The following is a 21,748-nucleotide window of genomic DNA, read 5'->3' as shown; positions in this document are numbered from 1 at the left end:
AGACCGCACAAGATGAACTCCACCGCCAATACGGCACCATTTGACGCTACCCAGCGCGAGCGCTTTGTATTCTCCCTGTTTCTCGCCGGCGCTATCCACGCCCTGGTTATTTTCGGTGTGGCTTTTACCGCACCCGAGGGCTGGCAGTCATCCCCCACGCTGGAGGTAACCCTGGCCCAGCACCGCTCGGCACAAACACCGGTGGATGCTGACTACCTGGCCCAGCACAACCAGCAGGCCAGCGGCATCGCCGATACTCCCAAAGAGCTGTCCAGCAACCGCCGCGCGGAGTTTGCCGATACACAGATTCACGATGTAAATCCACTGCCGCAGCAACAGACAAAGCGCCCGGCAGACCAGCGGCGCCAGTTGGTCACCACCATTGGCAACAGCCCGCTACAGGCGCCAGAGCTGCCCGCAGAGGACAAGCGCTCTGAAGAAAAGCGCGGCGATGCCCCCAGTGACCTGGACCGAACCAATCCGAAAATTACCAGCCTGCAGGCGCGCCTGGATAAAATCCGGCAAACCATTGCCCAGCGACCAAGGGTGAGGCGCCTCACCTCAGTGGCGACCAAAGCCTCTGCAGACGCGGCTTATCTGCACGAATGGCGACAGAAGGTGGAGGCCGTGGGCAGCGACAACTTTCCCGAGGAAGCTCTGCAGCAACAGATTACCGGCAGCCTGCGAATGATGGTGCGCCTGCTGCCCAGCGGCGCAGTGGAGGAAGTGGTCATACTAGAATCTTCCGGCGAGCGCATTCTCGATGATGCGGCCCAACAGATCATGCACCTCGCGGCACCCTTTGCGCCCTTTCCAGCGCAGATCCGCAAGGAGGTCGACAGACTGGAAATTATACGTACCTGGCGTTTTGAGATGACCGGATTTTCCACCTCTGCAAGTGACCCGCCCAAGCGGGGCTAAACTTGCCTTTCACTTAGCCGACCTAAAATCACGCTATGCCCAGATCGAACATCGACAGTGACTTGACCCACGGCAGCCTGCGCGGCCAGTTCCTGCTGGCCATGCCCGGCATGGAGGATCCCCGCTTCAAGCAGACCGTAGCGCTGCTTGTGGAACACAGTAATGAGGGGGCCATGGGTATCGTGGTTAATGCCCCCAGCAAGGTCCACTGGAAAGAGGTATTCGAACAGTTGTCCTTGCAAGACTCCAGCCAGCGCGGTGGTGAGGCGGTGCTGCTGGGCGGCCCCATCTCCCCGGAACAGGGCTTTGTCCTGCACGGGGCGGGTATTCAGTTTGACTCAACAACTGAGATCAATGCGGAAATCAGCCTCACCGCCTCCAAGGATATTCTCGAATCCCTCGCCGGCGGGCACGGCCCCGATGACGTACTGCTCGCGCTTGGCTACGCAGGTTGGGAACCCGGGCAACTGGAACAGGAACTGGTTGACAACGCCTGGCTGACGCTGCCGGCAGAACCGGAGATCCTGTTCGCCACGCCAATTGAGAAACGCTGGCAGAATGCTGCCGCGCGCCATGGTATCAATCTGTCCGGTCTCGGCTCACAGACCGGTCACGCTTAGCCAGCGCACACCAACCCAAAAATATCCGCCCCATGAGTAAACCCATTACAGCCCTGGCCTTCGACTTCGGTACCTGCTCCATCGGCCTCGCGTTTGGCCAGAGCCTAACCGCAAGCGCCAGGGAACTGCCCCCCCTGCCGGCAAGGGACGGCAAACCGGATTGGGAAAGCGTGCAGCGTCTTATTGCAGAGTGGCAACCCCACTACCTGCTGGTGGGTCTGCCCCTGAATATGGATGGCAGCGAGAGTGTACTGAGTGCCCGCGCACGCAAATTCGGCCAACGCCTGCACGGGCGCACCGGGCTGCCGGTGGCCTTTATCGACGAGCGCCTCAGTACCCGCACCGCAAAGGAAGAGGCCCATGGGCGCGGTCACCGCGGCAATTACGCCAGGGATCCGGTGGACTCAATCGCCGCGCGCATTATTCTGGAAGACTGGCTGCGCGCACAGCAGTTTCCAAACTGATATTTCCCTTTGCCTATAAAAGCCACGATATCCCTCCATTTGGTAGAATTGCCCCACCACTCAAACAAATGATCGAACAGAATGCCCATTTCCCGTATCCGCATCGCCACGCGTAAGAGCGCCCTGGCACTCTGGCAGGCCAATTACGTAAAAGACCGCCTGCAAGGGGAGCACCCGGGCCTACAGATTGAACTCTTGCCCCTCACCAGTCGTGGCGATCAGGTTCTGGATATTCCTCTGGCCAAGGTTGGGGGCAAGGGGCTTTTCGTGAAAGAACTGGAGGTGGCCATGCTGGCGGGTCGCGCGGACATCGCCGTACATTCCATGAAGGATGTCCCGATGGAATTTCCCGCAGGATTGCACCTGCCTGTGATCTGCGCCCGTGAAGATCCCCGCGATGTCTTTGTCAGCAACCGCTACACCAGCCTCGAAGAGCTACCCGAGGGCGCCGTAGTGGGTACCTCAAGCTTGCGACGACAGTGCCAGCTACTGGCGCGCCGTCCGGACCTGCGGATCCAATTCCTGCGCGGCAACGTCAATACTCGACTGGGAAAGCTCGATGCAGGGGATTACCACGCCATTATTCTTGCGGCGGCCGGCCTGCTGCGTTTGGGCATGCGTGAGCGCATCCGCAGCTACCTGCCCACCGATACACTGTTACCCGCAGGCGGCCAGGGCGCAGTGGGCATTGAATCCCGCCGTGACAAAGCCCTGGAAGCCCTGCTGCAGCCTCTGCACTGTGCCAAAACCGCCGCGCGCCTCAGTGCCGAGCGCGCACTGGTCAAACACCTCAACGGCGGCTGTCAAGTACCCATCGGATGCTACGCCGAGTTGCAGAATGAAATTCTTTGGCTGCGCGGCCTGGTGGGCAGCCCGGACGGTTCTACGCTGATACGGGCAGAGTGCTGCGGTGCTGCCATCAATGGAGAGATGCTCGGCACACAATTGGCGAAGCAGCTGTTGGCCGACGGCGCCGACAAAATACTCGCGGCCCTCTGAGATTGATAACGACATGCCAGGTTCACTGTACGGCAAGCGCATACTCACAACACGCCCAACTCACCAGTCCGCCAACTGGTGTGCACAACTGCAGGCAGCTGGCGCGCAGGTCGACAATATCCCCATGCTGGCCATCAAACCTCTCCGGGAGGCCAGTGCACTGCAAGCCATCAAAAGCCGCATTCTCAGTTTTGATCAGGTGCAAGAAGCGATCTTTGTATCCCAGAATGCCGTCCATCACGGTGTGGATTGGCTGGAGGACTACTGGCCGCAATTACCCCAGGGGCCGCACTATTACGCGATTGGCAGCGCAACGGCAAAAGCGCTACAGGCGCGTGGTATTCCCTGCGAGCAAAACAGAGGGCACATGACATCCGAAGACCTGCTCACCCTGCCATCCCTGCAACAGGTGACCGGTCACCGTATCCTGATCTTCTGCGGAATTGGTGGGCGCAGCCTGATTGGCAATACCCTTCGCGCCCGCGGCGCCCGGGTGACCTATTGCGCACTATACCGGCGCACGCTGCCCCCCTGCGCCCCGGATGCACTGGCAAAGTATCCGGCAACCCCGGATGCCATCAGTGTGCACAGTGGTGAATCCCTGGCAAACTTGGCACACTGTATTGTGCAATCCGCGCGAGGGCAATTGCGACACGCTGCGCTAGTCTGCCCCAGTGCGCGGGTCGCCAAACAGGCACGCGCACTGGGTTTCAAGCACCCCCACAGTGCTCAGAATGCCAGTGACAAGGCCATGCTGGCCGCACTGCGCAGCGCTCTGGATTGAATTGCTATCGAATTCTCCGCCGTATTGGGATGAAAGTCTTAAAAGGGCGCCACCCTTCCTATAAAGGTTGGCGCCACTCGCTATAATTTGACGACAATTTCCATCTGCGCTGTTATGCCATGACCGACAAAAAGACCAAGAACAGCCCCCCTGCAAAAAACACCGCGCCCGCCGGTGAGTGTGCCGACAGGGCAGAGCACAAAAGCAACTCCACCAGATCGGCACAGGAAAACCCCGCTGGCAAGAAGTTACCAGACCCCGCCAGCAGGGCCGGAAAAGGGAGCGGTTACTGGTGGTGGCTGGTGTTCTTTCTGCTGCTGATTGCCCTGATTGCCTTTGCCTGGTTCAGTTGGCCGCAGCTGCGCATTCACATCAGCGGCCATCAGCATCTCCCGCCCGCCAACCAGGCTGGACCAACCCAGAGTGCCGCAAATACCCGGCAGCCGGCAGACGCCACCCGTGCGCCCGCAGCCCCGATCGAACAGCCACCGCAAGCAGAGCCCGGGGGGGGACCCGAGCCGGATGGTGCACAATCGCCCCCGCCATCCTCACAACTGGCAGCCCCGACCCCGGACCAGCAAGCCAGCCAGCCTCAACAGGCGGATGCCGACCTGAGCAGCCAGATAGAGTCACAGGCCCGTACTATCGAAGAACTGCAACAACAGCTGGCCGGTTTGCAGCGCAGTATCACTGCCCAGGGCAACCGCTTGAGCGAGTTGGGCAATGTGACCCGAAAGGATTGGCAGCTGGCTGAAGCCAGTTATCTGCTGCGCATGGCCAATCAACGCCTGATACTTGAGGATGACAGCCGTGCCGCTCTGGGACTGGTGGAGGAAGTGGACAGTATCCTGCGAGAAGTGGACCTGCCGGATCTGTATGGTGTGCGCCAGCAGCTGGCCCAAGATATTACCGCGCTCAAGCTGGTGCAAGATATCGACCGCGAGGGGCTCTTCCTGCGTCTGCGCGCTTTGGAAGGCGCGCTGATCCGCGCCCGAATCCAGCCGGAGTTTGACATGACCCACCCCCAGCCGGAGGGGCAGGAGGAGGAGCCACAACCCGAAGGGGTAACCCAACCCTCCTGGCAGCGGGGCTGGCAGAAATTTATCCGCTTCCTGCGAGATTCAGTGCGTCCCATTGATGGCGATATCAACCCAGTCATGCTCTCTCCACAAAGCGAGGTGCGTTTCCGCCAAACCCTGCGCCTGGATATGGAGCAGGCCCAACTGGCACTGCTGCGCGGCGATACCACGGTATACAAGGATGCCCTGAACAGTGCCCGTGAACTACTGCTCACCTATGGCACGCCCAACCCGCACCGCGACGCCCTCGCCCAGCAACTGGCCGAACTCAGCGAAGAGCGCATCCAGGCGCAGATGCCCAACCTGAATGCCTCACAGGTGGCACTGAACAATTACATTGAGCAACTGCACACAACCTCAGACCAAAGTGACAATACGCAGGGAGAGGGTACCCAGTGAGGAAAATTCTTTTTGCAGCCCTGGTACTGCTGCTACTGGGCGCCCTGTTTCCACAGGTCAGTAACAATTACCCAGGCTTCCTGGTCATTGGGTTTGGCGGCGAGCTCAATAAGGGCTACGAAATGAACCTCTGGTTTGCCTTCGTTGCATTGCTGACAATACTGTTCACCCTGTTCCTGGCGGTCTGGCTGATACTCAGCCTGATTCGCGCGATCAGGGGCAGTGTTGACCGCCTGCGCTTTGGCCGCCAGCGCGTGGCACGCCGGCGCCTCACCAACGGACTGGTGGAATTTATGGAGGGCAACTGGTCTCGCGCTCGGCGTCAACTGTTGAAAAGTGCCCCACGCTCAGAAGCTCCGCTGATCAATTACCTGGCAGCCGCACGCAGTGCTTTTGAACTGGGCTTTCGCGAAGAGGCCAATGAGCTTTTGGCGAAAGCTGAGGCCTGCGGTGAAGAAACCCATCTCGCCGTGGCCCTAAACCAAGCGCGTATGCAACTGCAGGACAAGCACTATGAACAGTGCATCGCCAGTCTGAAGCGCGCCAAGCAACTGGAACCCAAACACCCGGCTCTGTTACAGCTTCTCAGACAAGCGTACTACCTGCTGAGGGACTGGAGCAGCCTGCGCGAGCTCCTGCCGGAGCTGGAAAAGCACGCCGGTATGAGCGATGACGAGTTACAGCAGCTGGAATTGCAGATCTATCAACACCAGCTGGACGAGGCAGCCAATCGCAACGACAGAGACAGGCTACAGCGTATCTGGCACAGTCTGAACGGACGCTGGCAACGCAATATGTCATTGCGCAGCCGCTACGCGACACTACTTCATCAGGTTGGTGAGGACACCGAAGCGGAGAAACATTTGCGCTGGCTGCTTAACCGGGAATGGAGTGCAGAGCTGGGCGACCTGTACGGCCGCCTGACAGGGGTCAATCCCGCTGCACAGCTTTCCAGCGCCGAAGGCTGGCTCAAGGAGTATGGCGAAAGCGCTGACCTGCTGACTTGCCTCGGCCGTTTGAGCCTGCGCAACGAATTGTGGGGCAGGGCCCAGCAGTATTTTGAGAAGAGTCTGCTGCTGCGCCAGGACCCGGTTACCTCCGCGGAACTGGCACGCCTGCTCCAGGCACTGGGAGAAAAAGACAAAGCCGCACAACTGTATGAGGAGGGGTTGATGCAGGCTGTCAACGATCTGCCACAATTGCCAATGCCCAGCCGGGATACGCCCCTGCTAGGTGCGCACGCCTAATTGCCCGCTCCCGCAGCTCCAACCCATTAAGCGCATCGTGACCTTTTTATCTGTACCGAAAAAATTGCTCTCCACAGCGTGAGGCGTCCATCATCCAGTAACAGGCAGTCGCCTACATGGCAGTCCCTGGCTAGCGCGGGAAAATCCACCGAGACCCTTTCGGCACTGCCACGCTCTACAGGCCAGACCGGGTCCAACACAAAGTCCGTCCCGTGTTCATGGTCTACACGCCCATTGGTAAATTTACCGATCCGAATTTTTGGCCCCTTGCAAATCTCCCAGCAGGGCAACGTGGCGCCTCTGCCCGGACAGACTCCACACGACGGCGGTGGTCCACGGGGTCACCATGGGAAAAATTGAAGAGTACCCAATCAACGCCCGCCGCAATCAGTTGACAAAGGGTCTCTGCCCTATCGCTGGCAGGCCCGAACGTGGCGACAATTTTTGTGCGTCTGTTCATGCCAAACAGTCTTCTTTTGGTAATTTTTCCCGTCACAGTGGGAACATAGCTTGTCACCCTTATCGACTCGCCGTTGCGCGCAACAACTAAGCTAAGGAAACCGGGGGCAGAGTCAGCGATAAAGGAGTCAATCGCCGATGCGCAGGTTGGTGCAACTGTGGCTACTGGGAACCCTGCTGGCTATTGGTGGATGCTTGACAAGTGGTGTGGAAGAAGCCAGGGTCGTCCAGTCGGCAGGTAATATGAGCACAGTCTGCGGCAAGAAGTGGCAACTTGTGCGCCTTCGGATCAACGGCGCCGCCATTTCGGTGCAAGGACTTGCAAATTTCACCTTCGTGTGTAACCGCGACGGCAACGTAGTGGGCCGCAGTGGCATCAATACCTACCGTGGCGTATTACAGGTTACCGACAACGGCCAGCTTCTGTGGGATACCTCCAGCTTCGCCTCTACCAAGATGAGCGGTCCGGAGGTACTGCTACAACAGGAAAACACCTACTTGCGTGCACTGGCCGGCACACGCCAGGCATTTACAAAATCCCGGGGCAAACGCCTGATACTGCGCAATGTATCGGGTGATATCTACATAGAATATGTCAATGTCGGGCCTTGAACACACGCACAGACAACAGGTTGTTTTCGTGGTTTAATGCTGTTAAAAAATAAGAGCGCCTCTATGCCACAATACTCGAAGCGCCTGCAACTTATCCTCCCCATTGCACTCTCCCTTTTATTGTCGGGGTGTATGACCACTGACCATCCAGCACAGGCTCTCGGGCAGTCCGACTGGTCCGCATGCGATCACGCCTGGGTTCTTTCAAATATGGTGGATGGCGAGCACACCTACCAGTACCAGCTTCTGTGGAGAAAGTTTTGGCGGGACCGCCCCTTCTTTACCTGTGACCGCTTCGGGTATGTGCGTGGCAGTGGCGGTATCAATCCCTATCTGGGCCGATTCTCTCTTGCAGGCCATGGCGAGCTGTCCTGGCCGCTCCCACCGGACATTTCGCGCATGGGCAAAATCTACCCCAGTGATGCGTTGGAAACCGATTACTTAAGGGCACTGCGAAATACCCGTTTTCTCGAAGTGATGGGCGATCAATTGATCCTGCGCAACAGCGACGAGTCCACACTGCTCGAATTCGATCGCGTCCGGGACACGATGCGCTAGGTTACGCTATCGGCTTTGCGCGCGGGCAACAGCCCAAAAAAAACGACCCAGTGGGTCGTCAATACACAATCGAGAGATAACAATAAAGAGAAGCAAGCGCATAAAGGGAGTCTTGCCCAAGTATCTTAATCGGCAAAAGTGACAAACAAATGTCAGGGAAAAGCCTAACGGCGCCGCGAATGTCTTTCCAGGTTCTCCTGCCGCTTGCGTGCGCTTTTGCGCAGCAGCAGGTAGGTAGCACCCATACCACCATGCCACTTCTGGGCACTGTGAAAAGCCAGGACTTCTTCCAATTGGGGCAACCAGTGATTGATACAGCTCTTCAACAGGCCCGGCTGCCTGCGGCCCTCGCCTTTGCCGTGAGTAATCAGAGCACAGCGCACATCTGCCTCGATACAGTCCCGCACGAATTCCACTACGGCAACGCGCGCCATCTCCACGGAGTGGCGGTGTAGATCGAGGCGTGCATCCACCGTGTATTTGCCCAGGCGCAAATTGCGATACACTCCGTTTTGCACCCCGTCACGCTTGAATGCCAGCGGATCCCAGGGGACCACCAGTTCGAGATACTCGCCCGAGAGGGGGTTCATTTCGCACCCGGCCTGGCGAGTGGCGGCAGCGCGGCGCTCCCGCGACACCAATGCCGTGGGCATATCTTCCCTGCGCAGCGCGACACAGCGCTCCTGCACCAAGGGCCTGACACCCCCAAGCTCTCCGAGGGCGTCTTTGAACAGTTTGCTGTCGCTGCTCACACAATACCTCCTGCCGGCTTCAATCGAGAAACAAATCCCGGGTCAAACTGTCCGCGTTGGCCGGATTATGGGCATAGTCAGTGAAATCCCTGACCCCCCGTTCTGCCAGTAATTCTTCATCAATCAATTGGCGCCCTGTGAGTGCGGCGTCTTTTGTGGCCAGTACCTCGTAGGCGGCATCCGCCATAATCGCGGGCTTGCGGCTCTGCTCAAACATCTCGCGGTTGCCCACAGCAAATTCAATAGCAGCGGTGGCCACCAGGGTGCGCGGCCACAGTGTGGCCACACTGACACCGGCCTCGCGCAGCTCCTCCGCCAGGCCCAGGCTCAGGATCGTCATTCCGAATTTTGACAGCGCATAGGGGGCAAAAGGGCCCAGCCATTTGGGCTGAAGATTCAGTGGCGGGCACAGGCTGAGGATATGCGCGCTGCCCGATTTTTTTAAATAGGGCAGCGCCAGGTGTGCAGTCAGGTACACCGCGCGGCTGTTGATGCTCTGCATCAGGTCATAGCGCTTGGGGGGAGTGGAGGCCACGTTGGTCAGGCTGATCGCGCCGGCATTATTGACCACCGCGTCGATACCACCAAACTTATCCGCAGTCTCTACCATCGCTTCCTCTACCCGCTGTGCATCGCGTACATCCACCTGCAGGGCAAGGGCCTTACCCCCGGCATTTTCCACTTCCTGAGCCACCGAGTAGATGGTACCCGGCAGCTTGGGATGGGGCTGTGCGGACTTGGCGGCAATCACGATATTAGCACCGTCGGCAGCACACTTGAGCGCTATGGCGCGCCCTATGCCACGGCTGGCACCCGTGATAAAAATAGTCTTATCCCTCAGGGTCCCTGTGTTCTCAGTCAGGGTAATAAACTCTTCACTCACTTTTCTCAGCCTCCCGGTCAGTCACTGCGGAACCGTAGATTTTCTTGAAGATCGCCGGCATGCGCTTCGGCCTGCCAGTGGACAGCTCGATGCACACCATCCGCCACCGGGCCCGCAATACCTCAGCCCCATCGGCGGCACGAAAGACCTGAAAGCGGCGAATCACCTTCAGACACCCGTCCACATCAGTTAACCAAGTGCCAAATATCAGTTCATCCCCCTCTCTCGCCGCCAGTATATAATCATACTCACTTTGACGGATGGCCATTCCGCGGTCGAGTTCCTGATAATTCGTGACATCCAGACCCAGTGCTGTGCTGTGGGCCCAGGCAGTGGCCTCACACCAATGCACATATTCAGCGTTGTTGGCATGATGCAGACCATCAACATGGTGTGCACCCACAAGCACTTTTCGGATGAAGGGGTTCGGTAAATCCCATTGCACAGGCAACTCCCGACTGACTATCAGCAATTATTTACCGGCCACACGCTTGATCGTAAAGCCCAGGCAGCGAAGACGGTATTCCATTGGCTTGTCCTCTGATTAAAAGAGAACAACGGGGATAAAAAAAGGCCCCGGAGGGGCCTTTTTATCATGCGGGCAACCACTAAGCATCCGCTTGCGCCTGGGCACCCTCGGCCTGTTTTTGCGCCTGGTTCAAAGCCGTTGCGAACAGTGCATCGAAGTTGACCGGCGGCAGCATCAAAGCCGGGAAAGAGCCCTTGACAACGGCGTTGTCGATCACCTCACGGGCGTAGGGGAACAGGATTTGAGGACAGGCAGTATTTAGCGCCTGAGCCAGTTGCTGGCCCTCCAACCCTTTGATACCAAACAGGCCGGCCTGCTTCACCTCCACCAGAAAGGCAGTCTCCTCCTCCAGTTTGACGGTAATAGTGAGGGTCAGTGCCACTTCGTACAGATCTTCATCAATCTTGGCAGTCTTGGTATTCAACTCCTGGTTAACCTGTGGTTTCCACTGCTTTTTGAACACCTCTACACCCATTGGCGTCTCAAAAGAGAGGTCTTTCAGGTAGATACGTTGCATCGCGAATTGTACTTTCGGAGCCTCTGCATTTGCCGCCGCGCCATTTAGTTCTTCAGCCATGTTACCGCCTGTTCTTTATAAAAAAATTATTGATGCCTTCCATGAGAAAGACCCCGTAAGTAAGCCTCCAGATGGGGCCTACAAATACCGTTTCAAGCCCCGGATTGGATAATAAGCAAACACCGGCGGCCGCGAGTGGCCGCCGGCGCCAGCCTTCGTCAACTGGCGGCGGAAAGCAGGTCGTCGAGCTTGTGCCCTCGTGCAAGTGCCATCAACTCATCGCAACCGCCCACATGATAATCACCGATCCAGATCTGTGGCACCGAGCGTCGCCCGGCCAGGGCCGCCATTTGTGCACGCAGGCCCGGTTTGTTATCCACAGCGATCTCACGATAGGCCACACCCTTGTCGCTCAGCAATCGCTTGGCCCGGATGCAATAGGGACAGAAGCGGGTTGTATAGATGACTACTTCCTGCATTACTAAATTTCATCGAATGTCATTAATGCCATGGGTCATCCTAGCCCTGGCCCTTGACTAGAGGCAGGTTTTGGTTGCTCCACTCGCTCATGCCACCCTGGAGGCGGCGCACCTGGAAGCCCTTTTGTTTCAACAGACGCCCCGCAGGGCCCGCGTGTTGGCCCAATTTGTCCGCTACAATCACGACCTTGTCCTTCAAAGGCACCAGTTCGCCGAGGCGGTCGGAAAGCTCTCCATGGGGAATATGCACGGCGTCGACGATATGACCGGCAATAAATTCATTGCGGTCACGCACATCCAGCACCCGGGCCCCGTCACTGTTAATCAGCCTGGTCACCTCATGCAGGGATACCGGCACACCAGCCCGGTAGCGCTCACTGATAGCCAACGTATAGAGCAGAGCCACAAGCAGGCCGACCAGCAGCCACTGTTCACTCAAAAAGACGAAAAAATCCACTTCGCCCCCAAAATCCTTAGTGGTTATCGATATGGCGCGCCAGCGCCAAGGGTGGCGGGAGTATACACGATTCTGGCGAAATTCTAACCAGCTAAATGGTGTTGCCGCTGCCCTCGCATAGACTCTACAAAGCCATACTTGTGCAAATTGACATAGTGAAAGGGGGTCCTAACAGGTTAAAATCCGCGCCCACAGTACAAATTTTTGGAACAGGAAACCCGTTGCTATGGCCGTTTCGCAAGCCTCGCAAAAACGCCCTCTGGTCCTGCTGATTCTGGACGGCTTCGGCCACAGCGACAACCCCCGGCACAATGCGATTCACGCCGCGCATACGCCAGTGTGGGACAATCTCTGGGCAAACCGCCCCAAGACGCTGCTCCAGACCTCGGGTATGGCTGTGGGTCTACCGGATGGTCAAATGGGTAACTCCGAAGTGGGCCATATGACCCTGGGTGCGGGCCGTGTGGTCTACCAGAGTTACACCCGCATCAATAAGGCCATCAAGGACGGCGAATTCTTTCGCAACAGCGCCTATACCAGAGCGGTTGACAAGGCCATTGCCAACCAAGGCGCCGTACATATTATGGGCCTGCTTTCAGAGGGCGGTGTGCACAGCCACGAGGACCACATCGTCGCCATGGTGACCCTGGCCGCCCAGCGCGGTGCCCGATCCATTTACGTGCACGCCTTCCTCGATGGCCGCGATACACCGCCGCGCAGTGCCGAGTCGTCTGTTGCCCGCCTGATGCAGGTCTGCGACACCCTCGGCAATGCCCGCCTGGCCACCCTGGCCGGGCGCTACTATGCCATGGACCGCGATCAGCGCTGGGAGCGCACTGAATCGGTCTACGACATGCTGACCCTGGGTACTGCAGAGCACGAGGCCAGCGATGCCCTGGCGGGGCTAACCGCCGCCTATACGCGCGGTGAGAACGATGAGTTTGTCGCCCCCACACGTATCGGTGAACCGGCCCCCATCAACGCTGGTGATGCGCTGATCTTTATGAATTTCCGCCCGGACCGCGCGCGCCAGCTGACCCGTGCCTTTACCGACAAAGACTTCAGCGGTTTCAAGCGCAAAACCAGACCGGCACTGGCGGACTTCGTGATGACCACCGAATACGCCACTGATATCCATACCAGTTGCGCCTTCCCGCCGGAGACTCTGGAGAACTCCCTGGGCGAATACCTTTCCGACCGGGGTAAAACCCAGCTGCGAATCGCAGAGACGGAAAAGTACGCCCACGTGACTTTCTTTTTCAGTGGCGGTCGCGAGACGCCCTACCCCGGCGAGACCCGCGAACTGATCAAATCCCCGAATGTGGCTACCTACGACCTGCAGCCGGAAATGAGCGCACCGGAAGTGACCGACAAACTGGTGGCGGCCATCCAGAGTGGGGGAATCGACGCCATTATCTGTAACTATGCCAATGGCGATATGGTGGGTCACACCGGCGTCTTCGAAGCCGCAGTGAAGGCGGTAGAAGCCCTCGATCACTGTATTGGTCGAGTTGTGGATGCGACCCTGGCTGCCGGTGGCGAGGTGCTCATCACCGCCGACCATGGCAATGTAGAGGTGATGTTCGACACTGACTCGGGACAGGTGAGCACCCAGCACTCCACCCTGCCTGTACCGTTTGTCTATATCGGCACACGCAATGTACAACTGTGTGATGGCGGCAGTCTGGCGGATGTAGCGCCAACCATGTTAGCGTTGATGGGTCTGCCACAGCCGGCGGAAATGACTGGCCGCAGCCTGGTAAAAATGGACTGATGAAAACCCTCACTCTCTTTCTGATCACCCTGCTGTCACTGCCCGCCTGGAGCCAGGCACAGGGAGATCAACAGGCACGCCTCGCGGAAATCAAGCGGCACATCGAATCCCTGCAACAGGAACTCAACCAGGTGCGTGACCAGCGTGACCAGTTGCTCAAGGACCTGGAAGAAAACGAAAAAAGCATCTCCGGACTCCATCATCGCATTGATCAGATCAAGCGAGAGCTGCGCACTCGCTCGGACAAGCTGCGCGAACTCCAGCGTGAGCAGTTACAACTGCAGGAGACCCGACGAAGTATGCAGCGGCGGGTCGAGCAGGAGATCGCCGCCGCTTACCGACTGGGCCGGCAGGAACAGATCAAGCTCCTCCTCAACCAGCAAGACCCACAGAATATCGCCCGCCAACTTCGTTACCACGACTACTTCCTCCAAGAACGCACCCGTATTATCGACACCTATCTGCAAACCCTCGCCGCCCTCAAAACAGTGGCCAGTGACATCGAGCGCGCGCAGGCGACTTTGGGTGCAAAGCGCACGCAGTTGCAGGAACGCCAGCGCAGGCTGCACAGTGCCCAGCAAAACCGCAAACGCACTCTGGACAAACTGGTGGCAAGGCTCGCCGATGGCAATGGCGAGTTAAAACAGCTACAGGGCGACCGCGCGCGCCTGCAGAAGCTGATCGACGAGGTGGGCCGCGCCATTGCCTCTCTGGTCGGCCCCGGTGAGCAAAAGCCATTTGCGCGCCAGCGCGGCAGAATGCGCTGGCCGGTTGCAGGGCGTCGCACCAATGCGTTTGGCGGCCGCCGCACCAACGGCATTACCTGGAAAGGGGTCACCATCCGCGCCGCCGAGGGCGAGCCTGTTCGTGCCATACACCGGGGCCGCGTCGTGTTTTCGGACTATTTGCGCGGCCAGGGCATGCTGGTGATTCTCGATCACGGCAATGGCTATATGAGCCTCTATGCCCACAACCGGTCCCTCACCCGCAGTCTTGGGGAATGGGTGGAAAGCGGTGACACCATTGCCCGGGTAGGCAACAGTGGTGGTAACAGCCACAGCGCCCTCTACTTCGAAATCCGCCACCTCGGCAAGACTCTGGACCCCGCCAGTTGGTGTCGCAGCTGACCTGCACTCGGTGTGCTCGAAGCGCCCTGTAAGGCAGTTGGACACACTGCGACTAATCCCCTAGCACAGTAGAATTTGGCGCCCACTTAGAATCCCCGCCAACGCCTGCAGTCTACACTTTCGCAAAGCGGCGAAAAAACAAGGCAGAGGTCACAACAATATGTCCACCCCCAAGGCGCTGACCAGGTTTCTCGGTGCGGCCACCCTCACCATTCTGCCTTTACTGGGTCTGTGTGAGAGCGAAACACAGAACAAGAGCACTGCCGATAACGCGGCACGCCTGCCTCTTGAGGATCTGCGCAGCTTCGCCAAGGTCTTCGAGCAAATTCGCCAAGGCTATATCGAGGAAGTGGATGACCGCACCCTGCTGGAGTACGCCATCAAAGGCATGCTGCAGGGCCTGGACCCGCATTCCTCCTATCTGGATCGCCGCTCCTTCGATGACCTGCAAGCCAATACCACCGGTGAGTTTGCCGGTCTCGGCATTGAAGTGGGCATCGAGAACGACCGCATCACCGTTGTGACCCCGATGGATGATACTCCTGCTTCTCGGGCCGGCCTCAAGGCCGGTGACGTGATCCTGCGCCTGTCCGGGAAATCCACCAAAGGCGTCAGTCTCGACGAAGCGGTGGAATGGATGCGCGGCCCCAAAGGCACCAGCGTCACTCTGACGATCGCGCGCAAGGGCCACAAAGCGCCTTTTGACATCACCCTCAAACGGGATACCGTGCGCGTGCGCAGTGTGCGCAGCAGGATCCTCGACGAGGGCTACGGCTATGTGCGTATCAGCCAGTTCCAACTGGATACCGGTACGGATGTGGCGGAAGCACTGATCAAACTGCAAGACAAAGGCAAGCTCAAAGGTCTGATTATCGACCTGCGCAACAATCCCGGCGGTGTGCTGCAATCTTCGGTGGAAGTGGCCGATGCCTTCCTGGAAGAGGGCCTGGTCGTCTACACAGAGGGTCGCAGTGAGGCCGCCAGCCTGAGTTACTCTGCCGAACCCGGCGATCTGACCGAAGGCACGCCGCTGGTGGTGCTGATCAATGCCGGCTCCGCCTCGGCGGCGGAAATCGTCGCCGGTGCCCTGCAGGATCACCGCCGCGCAGTGATCATGGGGACTGGCAGCTTCGGCAAGGGCTCGGTACAGACTGTGATTCCCATCAACAGTGAGCGCGCTATCAAACTGACCACCGCCCTCTATTACACTCCCAATGGCCGCTCTATCCAGGCCCAGGGTATCACCCCCGATATCATCGTAGAGCGAGTTAAAGTGACCCGTTTGGAGGAGGCGGCACACCCGACTGAGGCAGATCTGGCCAGACACCTGGACAATGGCAATGGCGGTGCCGATCGCAATGCCGAAGCGCGCGCACGCACCCAAAAAGCATTCGATAACTGGCTGGACCGCGACAATCAGATCTTTGAGGCGCTCAACCTGCTCAAGGGCCTGAATCTCTACGCACACAGGGACAGAGGACTGCGCGCGCGTATTGCCCGCGCAGAAGAAAGGTTGTAACAGGCGCGCCACAGCCCTGCCACTTGCGTGCTCAGGCACCCAGCGGCACCACAGCGAGTTCGGGGCGCCGCCCAACGCCCTCTGCCACACACCAGAATATACCCGGCAAGCAGAAAAAAAGCCCCGGTGGCCACTCCCCGCGGGCGGCGGGATTACAGTCGCACTGCTATACCGGCGTTCCGCATAAACGCTTTGGCCTCAGCGATACTGTATCGGCCAAAGTGAAAGATACTCGCTGCCAACACGGCATCCGCACCGCCAGACAATACACCCTCCACCAGATGATCCAGATTGCCCACACCACCGGAGGCGATCACCGGCACGGGCACTGCCTCGGAGACCGCACGGGTCAGCGCCAAATCGAAACCGTTTTTGGTGCCATCCCGGTCCATACTGGTAAGCAGTATCTCCCCGGCACCAAAGCGCGCCATCTGCCCAGCCCAGGCCACCGCATCAATCCCGGTGGGCTGGCGACCGCCATGGGTGAAGGTCTCCCAGCGGTTGTCGCCCACCTGTTTGGCATCGATAGCAACCACCACACACTGGCTGCCGAAGCGCTCGGCAGCCTCGCGCACAAATTCGGGATTGCGCACCGCAGCAGAATTAATCGCGGTTTTGTCCGCGCCGGCATTGAGCAGATTGCGGATATCCTGCAAGGTGCGAACCCCACCGCCAACTGTCAGTGGAATAAAGATTTCGCGGGCTATCTTCTCCACTGTGTGCAGAAGGGTATCGCGCCGCTCGTGAGTGGCAGTAATATCCAGGAAGGTGAGTTCATCGGCGCCGGCCTCATTGTAGCGGCGGGCGATTTCCACCGGGTCACCGGCATCGCGGATATTGACAAAGTTCACCCCTTTGACCACACGACCCGCATCGACGTCGAGACAGGGGATTATACGTTTCGTCAGCGCCACTGTTATTCCCCCCGACTGCAGAGTCGCTGCGCCTCGCCCAGGTTGAGCTCGCCTTCATAGAGTGCACGACCGGTAATCGCACCGTAGATACCCCCGGCATCCAGCAGTTGCTGGATATCCCCGAGGCTGCCGATACCGCCGGAGGCGATGACGGGCACCTGCACTGCCTGCGCCACTTCCAGGGTGGCCTTGATATTGACACCCTGCATCATGCCATCGCGGGCAATATCCGTGTACACGATCGAGCTGACACCGGAATCGGCAAAACGCCTGGCCAGTTCACTGGCCTGCAGTCCGGATAACTCGGCCCACCCCTCGGTGGCCACCAGGCCATCTTTGGCATCGAGGCCAACAATAATGTGCCCCTCAAACTCGCGGCAGGCCTCTTGTACCAATTGCGGATTCTTCACCGCGGCAGTGCCGATAATGGCCCAGTTGACCCCGGCATTCAGGTACTGCTCTATGGTGTGCAAGCTGCGGATGCCACCGCCAATCTGCACCGGCAGATCCGGGAATTCGCTGGCAATAGCGGTGACAGCCTCTTCATTGACCGGGTTACCGGCAAAGGCACCATTCAGGTCCACAAGGTGTAAACGCCGTGCCCCTTGCTGCACCCAGTGCCGGGCGGTGGCCAGGGGATCGTCAGAAAACACCGTGGCACGGTCCATTTCACCCTGGCGCAGGCGCACGCACTGGCCGTCCTTCAAGTCAATCGCGGGAATTACAATCATGTTCTGTCTTTATATCTGCAGTCGTTGTTGGTGGTCTGAAAAAAGCCGTGGTGGTCAGGTGCGGCCATCCCAGTTGACAAAGTTGCTCAGCAGTTGCAGACCATCTCGGGCACTTTTTTCCGGATGGAACTGGGTGGCAAAGATATTTCCCCGCGCCAAAGCAGCAGCCAGGGGGATTCCGTATTCCGTTTGCCCCGCCACCTCCGAGTTATCGACAGCGGGCACATAATAACTGTGGACAAAATAGAAGCGACTGCGGTCGACAATACCCTGCCACAGAGGGTGTTTGCAGGTTTGCTGCACACAGTTCCAACCCATATGCGGGATCTTGAAATGCCGCCCTTGCGGAAGCTCCGGCAGATCGCCGCCAAAAAATTTTACCGGCTGTGAAAAAATATCCAGGCAATCGACCCCGTTATTTTCCTCGCTGTGGCGCATCATGATTTGCATGCCCACACAGATGCCCAGCACCGGAACACCGGCGGAGATGGCTTCTTTCAACAGGGGGGCAAAACCCGCCGCCTCGAATCCCGCCATACAGTCGCGAATGGCCCCCACGCCGGGCACCAGCAGGTGCCCAGCACTTTGAGCCTGCTCCGGAGTGGTTGCCAGTACCACCTCGCTATCCGGCGCCACCTGATTCAGGGCACTGGCCACCGAGTGCAGGTTGCCCATGCCGTAATCGAGTACCGCAACTTTCCCCATCACAACACCCCCTTGGTAGAGGGCATGGTACCCGCCATACGCGGATCTGGGGCCAGCGCCATGCGCAGGGCGCGGCCAAAGGCCTTAAACACCGTTTCCACTTGGTGGTGAGCATTGTGGCCACGCAGACAGTCGATATGTACCGTCACCAGGGCGTGGTTTACAAACCCCTGGAAAAATTCGTAAAACAGTTCCGTGTCGAAATGACCAATACGTCTCTGGGTAAAAGGGACCTCCATCACCAGACCGGGACGCCCGGAAAAGTCGATCACCACCCTGGAGAGGGCCTCATCCAGGGGCACATAGCTGTGGCCGTAGCGGGTAATGCCTCTCTTGTCCCCCAGCGCCTCGGCAATGGCCTTGCCGAAGGTGATCCCGATATCCTCCACGGTATGGTGATCGTCAATATGTGTATCACCGTCACAGGTGATATCCAAGTCAAGCATACCGTGGCGGGCAATTTGATCGAGCATATGCTCAAGAAAGGGGACCCCCGTTACAAACTGGCCATGACCCTGGCCATCCAGATTCAGGTTGACACGTATCTTGGTTTCCAGGGTGTCACGGGTGACGTTTGCCTTGCGCATTGAGGGCGATCCTATTTTGAGCGTTAAGACGAAGGGCGCAAATTATAGGACGAATAGCACCTTCTGTGGCCCACCGGTGGCAAATGAAACTTGATTCACAGCGCCGTGCAAATATCATAGGCCCATGGTTAGTCATAAACGCCGAAAATCCCATTACTGGGCCAGCCTGTTCCTGCTACTCGCCCTGGTAGCCGCACAGCCGCTGTGGGCGGAACATTTCCACCTGGATAACAGCCAGGTAGAGGTGTGTGACCTGTGCTGTATGCAGATGCCCGCAGCACTTGCCAGCGAGTTCCCGCCCATTCAGGCAAAGCCTGAAAGCCACGAAAACCAGCCCACTGCGGCAATACCACACAATCGCCAGCCAGAGCGCCAGAGCGCACGCGCGCCGCCCCCCTTCCTGTCACCCAGCTAATCCAAATTCACCACTTACTTTGCTTGAAGGAGGCAAACCTTGCCCTGTGCGGTAGTGTCCTCCAGTGACAGGAATAAAACCAATGATCAAATTCAATACTTTGGCCCTGGCTATCGCCAGCCTCGCCACACCTGCAGTTTATGCCGCACAAGAAAACACTCCCCCCCTGGAAGAGGTCAGTGTGACCGTATCCCCGCTGGACAAGCCCGCAGATGCCGTGGCAGCGCCGGTCTCCATCCTCTCGGGCAACGCCCTGCGCAGTGCCGCCTCCGCCACACTGGGCCAGACTCTTCAGGACCAGCTCGGAGTGGCAAATGCCTCCTTTGGCAGCGGCGTGGGACTGCCCGTGATCCGCGGGCAGAGCGCCAACCGGGTAAAGATCCTCAGCGATAACCTGGATGTGGCGGACGCTTCCAACACCAGCTCCGACCACGCCGCCAGTATCGAACCCCTACTGGCTGAGCGTATTGAGATCCTGCGCGGCCCCGCCGCCCTGCGCTACGGCAGTGGTGCGATCGGCGGTGTGGTGAATGTTATCGACGGACGTATCCCCACGGTAGTCCCCCAGGAACTTGAGGGTGCGCTGGAGCTGCGCCACAACACCGCCGACAGCCTGGACGCCTCCGTCTTTCGTTTGGGTGGCGGCACCGGGCAGCTGGCCTGGTATCTGGATGGGGTCTACCGGGAAAATGGCGATACGGAAATTCCCGGCCTCGCTATCCTGGAGCGCGGCGATGCGCATGAGGAACATGAGGAACATGGCGAAGACGAGCACGAGGAAGAATTCAATACCAATGGATTTGTGGGCAATACCAATGCCCGTGCCCACAGTTACAGCGGCGGAGTCTCCTGGATCACCGACAGCGGCTATGTGGGCCTATCGGTAAACCGCCTCAAAAACAACTATGGCATCCCGCTGGGTACCCACGAACACCACCACGAAGATGAAGAGGACCACGAGGGCGAGGATCACGACGAACTTGAGCACGACGAGCACGGCGAGCCGGAAGCGGTGCGTATCGATATGGCGCAGACCCGCTACGACCTGAAAGGGGAGCACCGTTTCGACAGTGATAACTGGGACAAGCTGCGCGTGCGTATCGGTTACAACGACTACGAACACACGGAACTGGAGGGCGGTGTGCCCGGCACCCGCTTTACCAACCAGGCCTGGGAGGGACGCGTGGAACTGACCCACGACAGCGGCGGTGAATGGCGCGGCGCCTACGGGCTGCAACTTATGGACAAAGATTTCGCCGCTATGGGTGGTGAAGAGGCATTTATCCAGCCTTCGCGCACCCGCAGTGCCGGTGCCTTCGCGATGAAGGAGCGGGCCTGGGACAACTGGCACCTGGACTTGGGCGCGCGCCTGGAGCGGGTAGACATCGACCCGCAAAGCGGCAGTGAGCGCGACTACTCACTGCTGAGCGCCAGCAGCACGCTCCAGTACTTCTTCGCCGACCACCAGCACCTCAGTTTCGGTGCCACCCGCTCAGAGCGTGCGCCGGTAGCAGAGGAATTGTTTGCCGACGGCGCTCACCTGGCCGAGTTCCGCTATGTGCTGGGCAATAGCGACTTGGACAAAGAGGCTGCAATCAACTTTGAACTGGGTTATCACCACCACAATGGACAGGCCAAAGGCTGGCACGCCTTACAGTTTGAGGCCAGTCTTTTTTACAACCGTATTGGTGACTACATCTACGCAAAAAATACAGAGGATTTCAAAGAGGAGTTACCGGTTTACCAATACACCAATCGCGATGCGACTTTTTACGGCGCAGAGGTGTCCGCCACACTGCCCCTGCGGGAAACACTCTACCTGACCCTGTTCGGCGATATGGTCCGTGCCCGCTTTGACAACACCATTGCCGGCGAGAGTTCCTATGTGCCGCGCATGCCACCTCTGCGGGCCGGCCTGGCCCTAGGTGCGGACTATGACCGGTGGGGCTGGGAATGGCGCACGGTACAGGCGGCTGACCAGGACCGTGTTGGCCCCTTTGAAGAACCCACCGATGGCTACACCCGCATGGACCTGAAGGCCCATTACAATTTCACTATCGGCGGCAGCGATGCGGTGTTCTTTGCCAGCGCGCACAACCTGCTCGATGAGGAAATACGTTACTCCACCTCCCTGTTGCGGGACTTTGCGCCAGCTCCAGGTCGCAGCTTTGAGGCGGGCGTACGGTTTATTTTCTGATAGACAACTGCTTCAATGGC

26 protein-coding genes are annotated in these 21,748 nt (G+C 58.6%); 14 read left to right on the top strand and 12 right to left on the bottom strand.

The features are described from left to right. The first annotated feature begins 12 nt into the window (after positions 1-12). From M8T91_RS00685 to M8T91_RS00655, 7 genes are all read left to right on the top strand, one after another. The gene (locus M8T91_RS00685; protein ID WP_301415825.1) at positions 13-921 is read left to right on the top strand and encodes an energy transducer TonB; all 909 of its coding nucleotides are present in this window, start codon (positions 13-15) and stop codon (positions 919-921) included. Positions 922-956: 35 nt separating this feature from the next. After that, on the top strand, positions 957-1,541 hold the full coding sequence (locus M8T91_RS00680) for a YqgE/AlgH family protein (protein WP_301415824.1): 585 nt from the start codon (positions 957-959) through the stop codon (positions 1,539-1,541). A 32-nt stretch (positions 1,542-1,573) separates the two neighbouring features. Further along, on the top strand, positions 1,574-2,005 hold the full coding sequence (gene ruvX / locus M8T91_RS00675; RefSeq protein WP_301415823.1) for a Holliday junction resolvase RuvX: 432 nt from the start codon (positions 1,574-1,576) through the stop codon (positions 2,003-2,005). Between the two features lie 81 nt (positions 2,006-2,086). Further along, a complete protein-coding gene (gene hemC / locus M8T91_RS00670; RefSeq protein ID WP_301415822.1) occupies positions 2,087-3,004 on the top strand; it encodes a hydroxymethylbilane synthase in 918 nt (305 codons plus the stop codon). A 13-nt stretch (positions 3,005-3,017) separates the two neighbouring features. Next, positions 3,018-3,788: a uroporphyrinogen-III synthase gene (locus tag M8T91_RS00665; RefSeq protein ID WP_301415821.1), complete on the top strand. Its 771-nt coding sequence runs from the start codon at positions 3,018-3,020 to the stop codon at positions 3,786-3,788. A gap of 119 nt (positions 3,789-3,907) precedes the next feature. Then, positions 3,908-5,266, top strand: a complete 1,359-nt coding sequence (locus M8T91_RS00660) for a uroporphyrinogen-III C-methyltransferase (RefSeq protein ID WP_301415820.1) — start codon at positions 3,908-3,910, stop codon at positions 5,264-5,266. Beyond that, positions 5,263-6,513, top strand: a complete 1,251-nt coding sequence (locus M8T91_RS00655; protein WP_301415819.1) for a heme biosynthesis HemY N-terminal domain-containing protein — start codon at positions 5,263-5,265, stop codon at positions 6,511-6,513. Before M8T91_RS00660 ends, M8T91_RS00655 begins: the two co-directional genes overlap by 4 nt. Positions 6,514-6,539: 26 nt before the next feature. Here the strand turns inward: M8T91_RS00655 and M8T91_RS18805 are convergent, their stop codons facing one another. Together M8T91_RS18805 and M8T91_RS18800 are read right to left on the bottom strand one after the other, a co-directional pair. After that, a complete protein-coding gene (locus tag M8T91_RS18805) occupies positions 6,540-6,803 on the bottom strand; it encodes a pyruvate kinase (protein WP_367317732.1) in 264 nt (87 codons plus the stop codon). After that, a complete protein-coding gene (locus M8T91_RS18800; RefSeq protein WP_367317731.1) occupies positions 6,737-6,973 on the bottom strand; it encodes a pyruvate kinase in 237 nt (78 codons plus the stop codon). Before M8T91_RS18800 ends, M8T91_RS18805 begins: the two co-directional genes overlap by 67 nt. Positions 6,974-7,110: 137 nt before the next feature. Between M8T91_RS18800 and M8T91_RS00650 the strand changes: the two genes are divergently transcribed. Both M8T91_RS00650 and M8T91_RS00645 read left to right on the top strand, forming a co-directional pair. Further along, positions 7,111-7,584, top strand: coding sequence for an META domain-containing protein (locus tag M8T91_RS00650; RefSeq protein ID WP_301415818.1), 474 nt, complete (start codon positions 7,111-7,113; stop codon positions 7,582-7,584). Positions 7,585-7,647: 63 nt separating this feature from the next. Further along, positions 7,648-8,142, top strand: coding sequence for an META domain-containing protein (locus M8T91_RS00645; protein WP_301415817.1), 495 nt, complete (start codon positions 7,648-7,650; stop codon positions 8,140-8,142). Between the two features lie 164 nt (positions 8,143-8,306). On the opposite strand, the gene smrA is transcribed toward M8T91_RS00645, so the two are convergent. From smrA to M8T91_RS00615, 6 genes are all read right to left on the bottom strand, one after another. Then, on the bottom strand, positions 8,307-8,894 hold the full coding sequence (gene smrA / locus M8T91_RS00640) for a DNA endonuclease SmrA (RefSeq protein ID WP_301415816.1): 588 nt from the start codon (positions 8,892-8,894) through the stop codon (positions 8,307-8,309). Between the two features lie 19 nt (positions 8,895-8,913). Further along, the gene (locus tag M8T91_RS00635) at positions 8,914-9,777 is read right to left on the bottom strand and encodes an SDR family oxidoreductase (RefSeq protein WP_301415815.1); all 864 of its coding nucleotides are present in this window, start codon (positions 9,775-9,777) and stop codon (positions 8,914-8,916) included. Beyond that, the gene (locus M8T91_RS00630) at positions 9,770-10,222 is read right to left on the bottom strand and encodes an acyl-CoA thioesterase (RefSeq protein ID WP_301415814.1); all 453 of its coding nucleotides are present in this window, start codon (positions 10,220-10,222) and stop codon (positions 9,770-9,772) included. The genes M8T91_RS00635 and M8T91_RS00630 overlap by 8 nt, the downstream gene beginning before the upstream one ends. A gap of 163 nt (positions 10,223-10,385) precedes the next feature. After that, the gene (gene secB, locus M8T91_RS00625) at positions 10,386-10,883 is read right to left on the bottom strand and encodes a protein-export chaperone SecB (RefSeq protein ID WP_301415813.1); all 498 of its coding nucleotides are present in this window, start codon (positions 10,881-10,883) and stop codon (positions 10,386-10,388) included. 158 nt (positions 10,884-11,041) lie between these two features. Further along, on the bottom strand, positions 11,042-11,302 hold the full coding sequence (gene grxC, locus M8T91_RS00620; protein WP_301415812.1) for a glutaredoxin 3: 261 nt from the start codon (positions 11,300-11,302) through the stop codon (positions 11,042-11,044). A gap of 40 nt (positions 11,303-11,342) precedes the next feature. Beyond that, positions 11,343-11,759, bottom strand: a complete 417-nt coding sequence (locus tag M8T91_RS00615) for a rhodanese-like domain-containing protein (RefSeq protein WP_301415811.1) — start codon at positions 11,757-11,759, stop codon at positions 11,343-11,345. 226 nt (positions 11,760-11,985) lie between these two features. Between M8T91_RS00615 and gpmI the strand changes: the two genes are divergently transcribed. The 3 genes from gpmI to M8T91_RS00600 all read left to right on the top strand — a co-directional run bounded on the left by gpmI (position 11,986) and on the right by M8T91_RS00600 (position 16,179). Next, on the top strand, positions 11,986-13,533 hold the full coding sequence (gene gpmI, locus M8T91_RS00610; protein ID WP_301415810.1) for a 2,3-bisphosphoglycerate-independent phosphoglycerate mutase: 1,548 nt from the start codon (positions 11,986-11,988) through the stop codon (positions 13,531-13,533). Further along, positions 13,533-14,660, top strand: coding sequence for a murein hydrolase activator EnvC family protein (locus tag M8T91_RS00605; RefSeq protein ID WP_301415809.1), 1,128 nt, complete (start codon positions 13,533-13,535; stop codon positions 14,658-14,660). Before gpmI ends, M8T91_RS00605 begins: the two co-directional genes overlap by 1 nt. A gap of 160 nt (positions 14,661-14,820) precedes the next feature. Then, positions 14,821-16,179 carry a S41 family peptidase gene (locus tag M8T91_RS00600; protein ID WP_301415808.1) on the top strand — a complete coding sequence of 453 codons (1,359 nt, stop codon included), beginning with the start codon at positions 14,821-14,823 and terminating at the stop codon, positions 16,177-16,179. 152 nt (positions 16,180-16,331) lie between these two features. Here the strand turns inward: M8T91_RS00600 and hisF are convergent, their stop codons facing one another. From hisF to hisB, 4 genes are read right to left on the bottom strand one after another with little or no spacing between them, the layout of a single operon-like run. Beyond that, positions 16,332-17,093: an imidazole glycerol phosphate synthase subunit HisF gene (gene hisF / locus M8T91_RS00595; RefSeq protein ID WP_301415807.1), complete on the bottom strand. Its 762-nt coding sequence runs from the start codon at positions 17,091-17,093 to the stop codon at positions 16,332-16,334. A gap of 2 nt (positions 17,094-17,095) precedes the next feature. Next, a complete protein-coding gene (hisA, locus tag M8T91_RS00590; RefSeq protein WP_301415806.1) occupies positions 17,096-17,824 on the bottom strand; it encodes a 1-(5-phosphoribosyl)-5-[(5-phosphoribosylamino)methylideneamino]imidazole-4-carboxamide isomerase in 729 nt (242 codons plus the stop codon). A 54-nt stretch (positions 17,825-17,878) separates the two neighbouring features. Further along, positions 17,879-18,529, bottom strand: a complete 651-nt coding sequence (hisH, locus tag M8T91_RS00585; protein WP_301419158.1) for an imidazole glycerol phosphate synthase subunit HisH — start codon at positions 18,527-18,529, stop codon at positions 17,879-17,881. Continuing rightward, the gene (gene hisB, locus M8T91_RS00580; protein ID WP_301415805.1) at positions 18,529-19,116 is read right to left on the bottom strand and encodes an imidazoleglycerol-phosphate dehydratase HisB; all 588 of its coding nucleotides are present in this window, start codon (positions 19,114-19,116) and stop codon (positions 18,529-18,531) included. The genes hisH and hisB overlap by 1 nt, the downstream gene beginning before the upstream one ends. Before the next feature lie 124 nt (positions 19,117-19,240). On the opposite strand from hisB, the gene M8T91_RS00575 reads away from it, so the two are divergent. Continuing rightward, positions 19,241-19,531: a hypothetical protein gene (locus M8T91_RS00575; RefSeq protein WP_301415804.1), complete on the top strand. Its 291-nt coding sequence runs from the start codon at positions 19,241-19,243 to the stop codon at positions 19,529-19,531. Positions 19,532-19,613: 82 nt separating this feature from the next. After that, entirely contained in the window at positions 19,614-21,728 is a 2,115-nt protein-coding gene (locus M8T91_RS00570) for a TonB-dependent receptor (protein WP_301415803.1), read from the top strand. Positions 21,729-21,748 lie beyond the last annotated feature (20 nt).

The organism is Microbulbifer sp. MI-G, from assembly GCF_030440425.1.
In the GTDB taxonomy this organism is placed as follows: Bacteria; Pseudomonadota; Gammaproteobacteria; order Pseudomonadales; family Cellvibrionaceae; genus Microbulbifer; species Microbulbifer spongiae.
The sequence above is the reverse complement of the archived record's forward strand: the minus strand, read 5'-3'. Positions and strand labels throughout refer to the sequence as shown.

Excerpts from the sequence above, each read along its gene's own strand:
- M8T91_RS00605 (WP_301415809.1), top strand. The coding sequence starts at position 13,533 with ATGAAAACCCTCACTCTCTTTCTGATCACCCTGCTGTCACTGCCCGCC.
- secB (WP_301415813.1), bottom strand. The coding sequence starts at position 10,883 with ATGGCTGAAGAACTAAATGGCGCGGCGGCAAATGCAGAGGCTCCGAAA.
- M8T91_RS00650 (WP_301415818.1), top strand. The coding sequence starts at position 7,111 with ATGCGCAGGTTGGTGCAACTGTGGCTACTGGGAACCCTGCTGGCTATT.
- M8T91_RS18800 (WP_367317731.1), bottom strand. The coding sequence starts at position 6,973 with ATGAACAGACGCACAAAAATTGTCGCCACGTTCGGGCCTGCCAGCGAT.
- M8T91_RS00600 (WP_301415808.1), top strand. The coding sequence starts at position 14,821 with ATGTCCACCCCCAAGGCGCTGACCAGGTTTCTCGGTGCGGCCACCCTC.
- M8T91_RS00660 (WP_301415820.1), top strand. The coding sequence starts at position 3,908 with ATGACCGACAAAAAGACCAAGAACAGCCCCCCTGCAAAAAACACCGCG.
- ruvX (WP_301415823.1), top strand. The coding sequence starts at position 1,574 with ATGAGTAAACCCATTACAGCCCTGGCCTTCGACTTCGGTACCTGCTCC.
- hisH (WP_301419158.1), bottom strand. The coding sequence starts at position 18,529 with ATGGGGAAAGTTGCGGTACTCGATTACGGCATGGGCAACCTGCACTCG.
- M8T91_RS00575 (WP_301415804.1), top strand. The coding sequence starts at position 19,241 with ATGGTTAGTCATAAACGCCGAAAATCCCATTACTGGGCCAGCCTGTTC.
- grxC (WP_301415812.1), bottom strand. The coding sequence starts at position 11,302 with ATGCAGGAAGTAGTCATCTATACAACCCGCTTCTGTCCCTATTGCATC.
- M8T91_RS00645 (WP_301415817.1), top strand. The coding sequence starts at position 7,648 with ATGCCACAATACTCGAAGCGCCTGCAACTTATCCTCCCCATTGCACTC.
- hemC (WP_301415822.1), top strand. The coding sequence starts at position 2,087 with ATGCCCATTTCCCGTATCCGCATCGCCACGCGTAAGAGCGCCCTGGCA.
- M8T91_RS00680 (WP_301415824.1), top strand. The coding sequence starts at position 957 with ATGCCCAGATCGAACATCGACAGTGACTTGACCCACGGCAGCCTGCGC.
- hisA (WP_301415806.1), bottom strand. The coding sequence starts at position 17,824 with ATGATTGTAATTCCCGCGATTGACTTGAAGGACGGCCAGTGCGTGCGC.
- hisB (WP_301415805.1), bottom strand. The coding sequence starts at position 19,116 with ATGCGCAAGGCAAACGTCACCCGTGACACCCTGGAAACCAAGATACGT.
- M8T91_RS00570 (WP_301415803.1), top strand. The coding sequence starts at position 19,614 with ATGATCAAATTCAATACTTTGGCCCTGGCTATCGCCAGCCTCGCCACA.
- M8T91_RS00665 (WP_301415821.1), top strand. The coding sequence starts at position 3,018 with ATGCCAGGTTCACTGTACGGCAAGCGCATACTCACAACACGCCCAACT.
- gpmI (WP_301415810.1), top strand. The coding sequence starts at position 11,986 with ATGGCCGTTTCGCAAGCCTCGCAAAAACGCCCTCTGGTCCTGCTGATT.
- M8T91_RS00685 (WP_301415825.1), top strand. The coding sequence starts at position 13 with ATGAACTCCACCGCCAATACGGCACCATTTGACGCTACCCAGCGCGAG.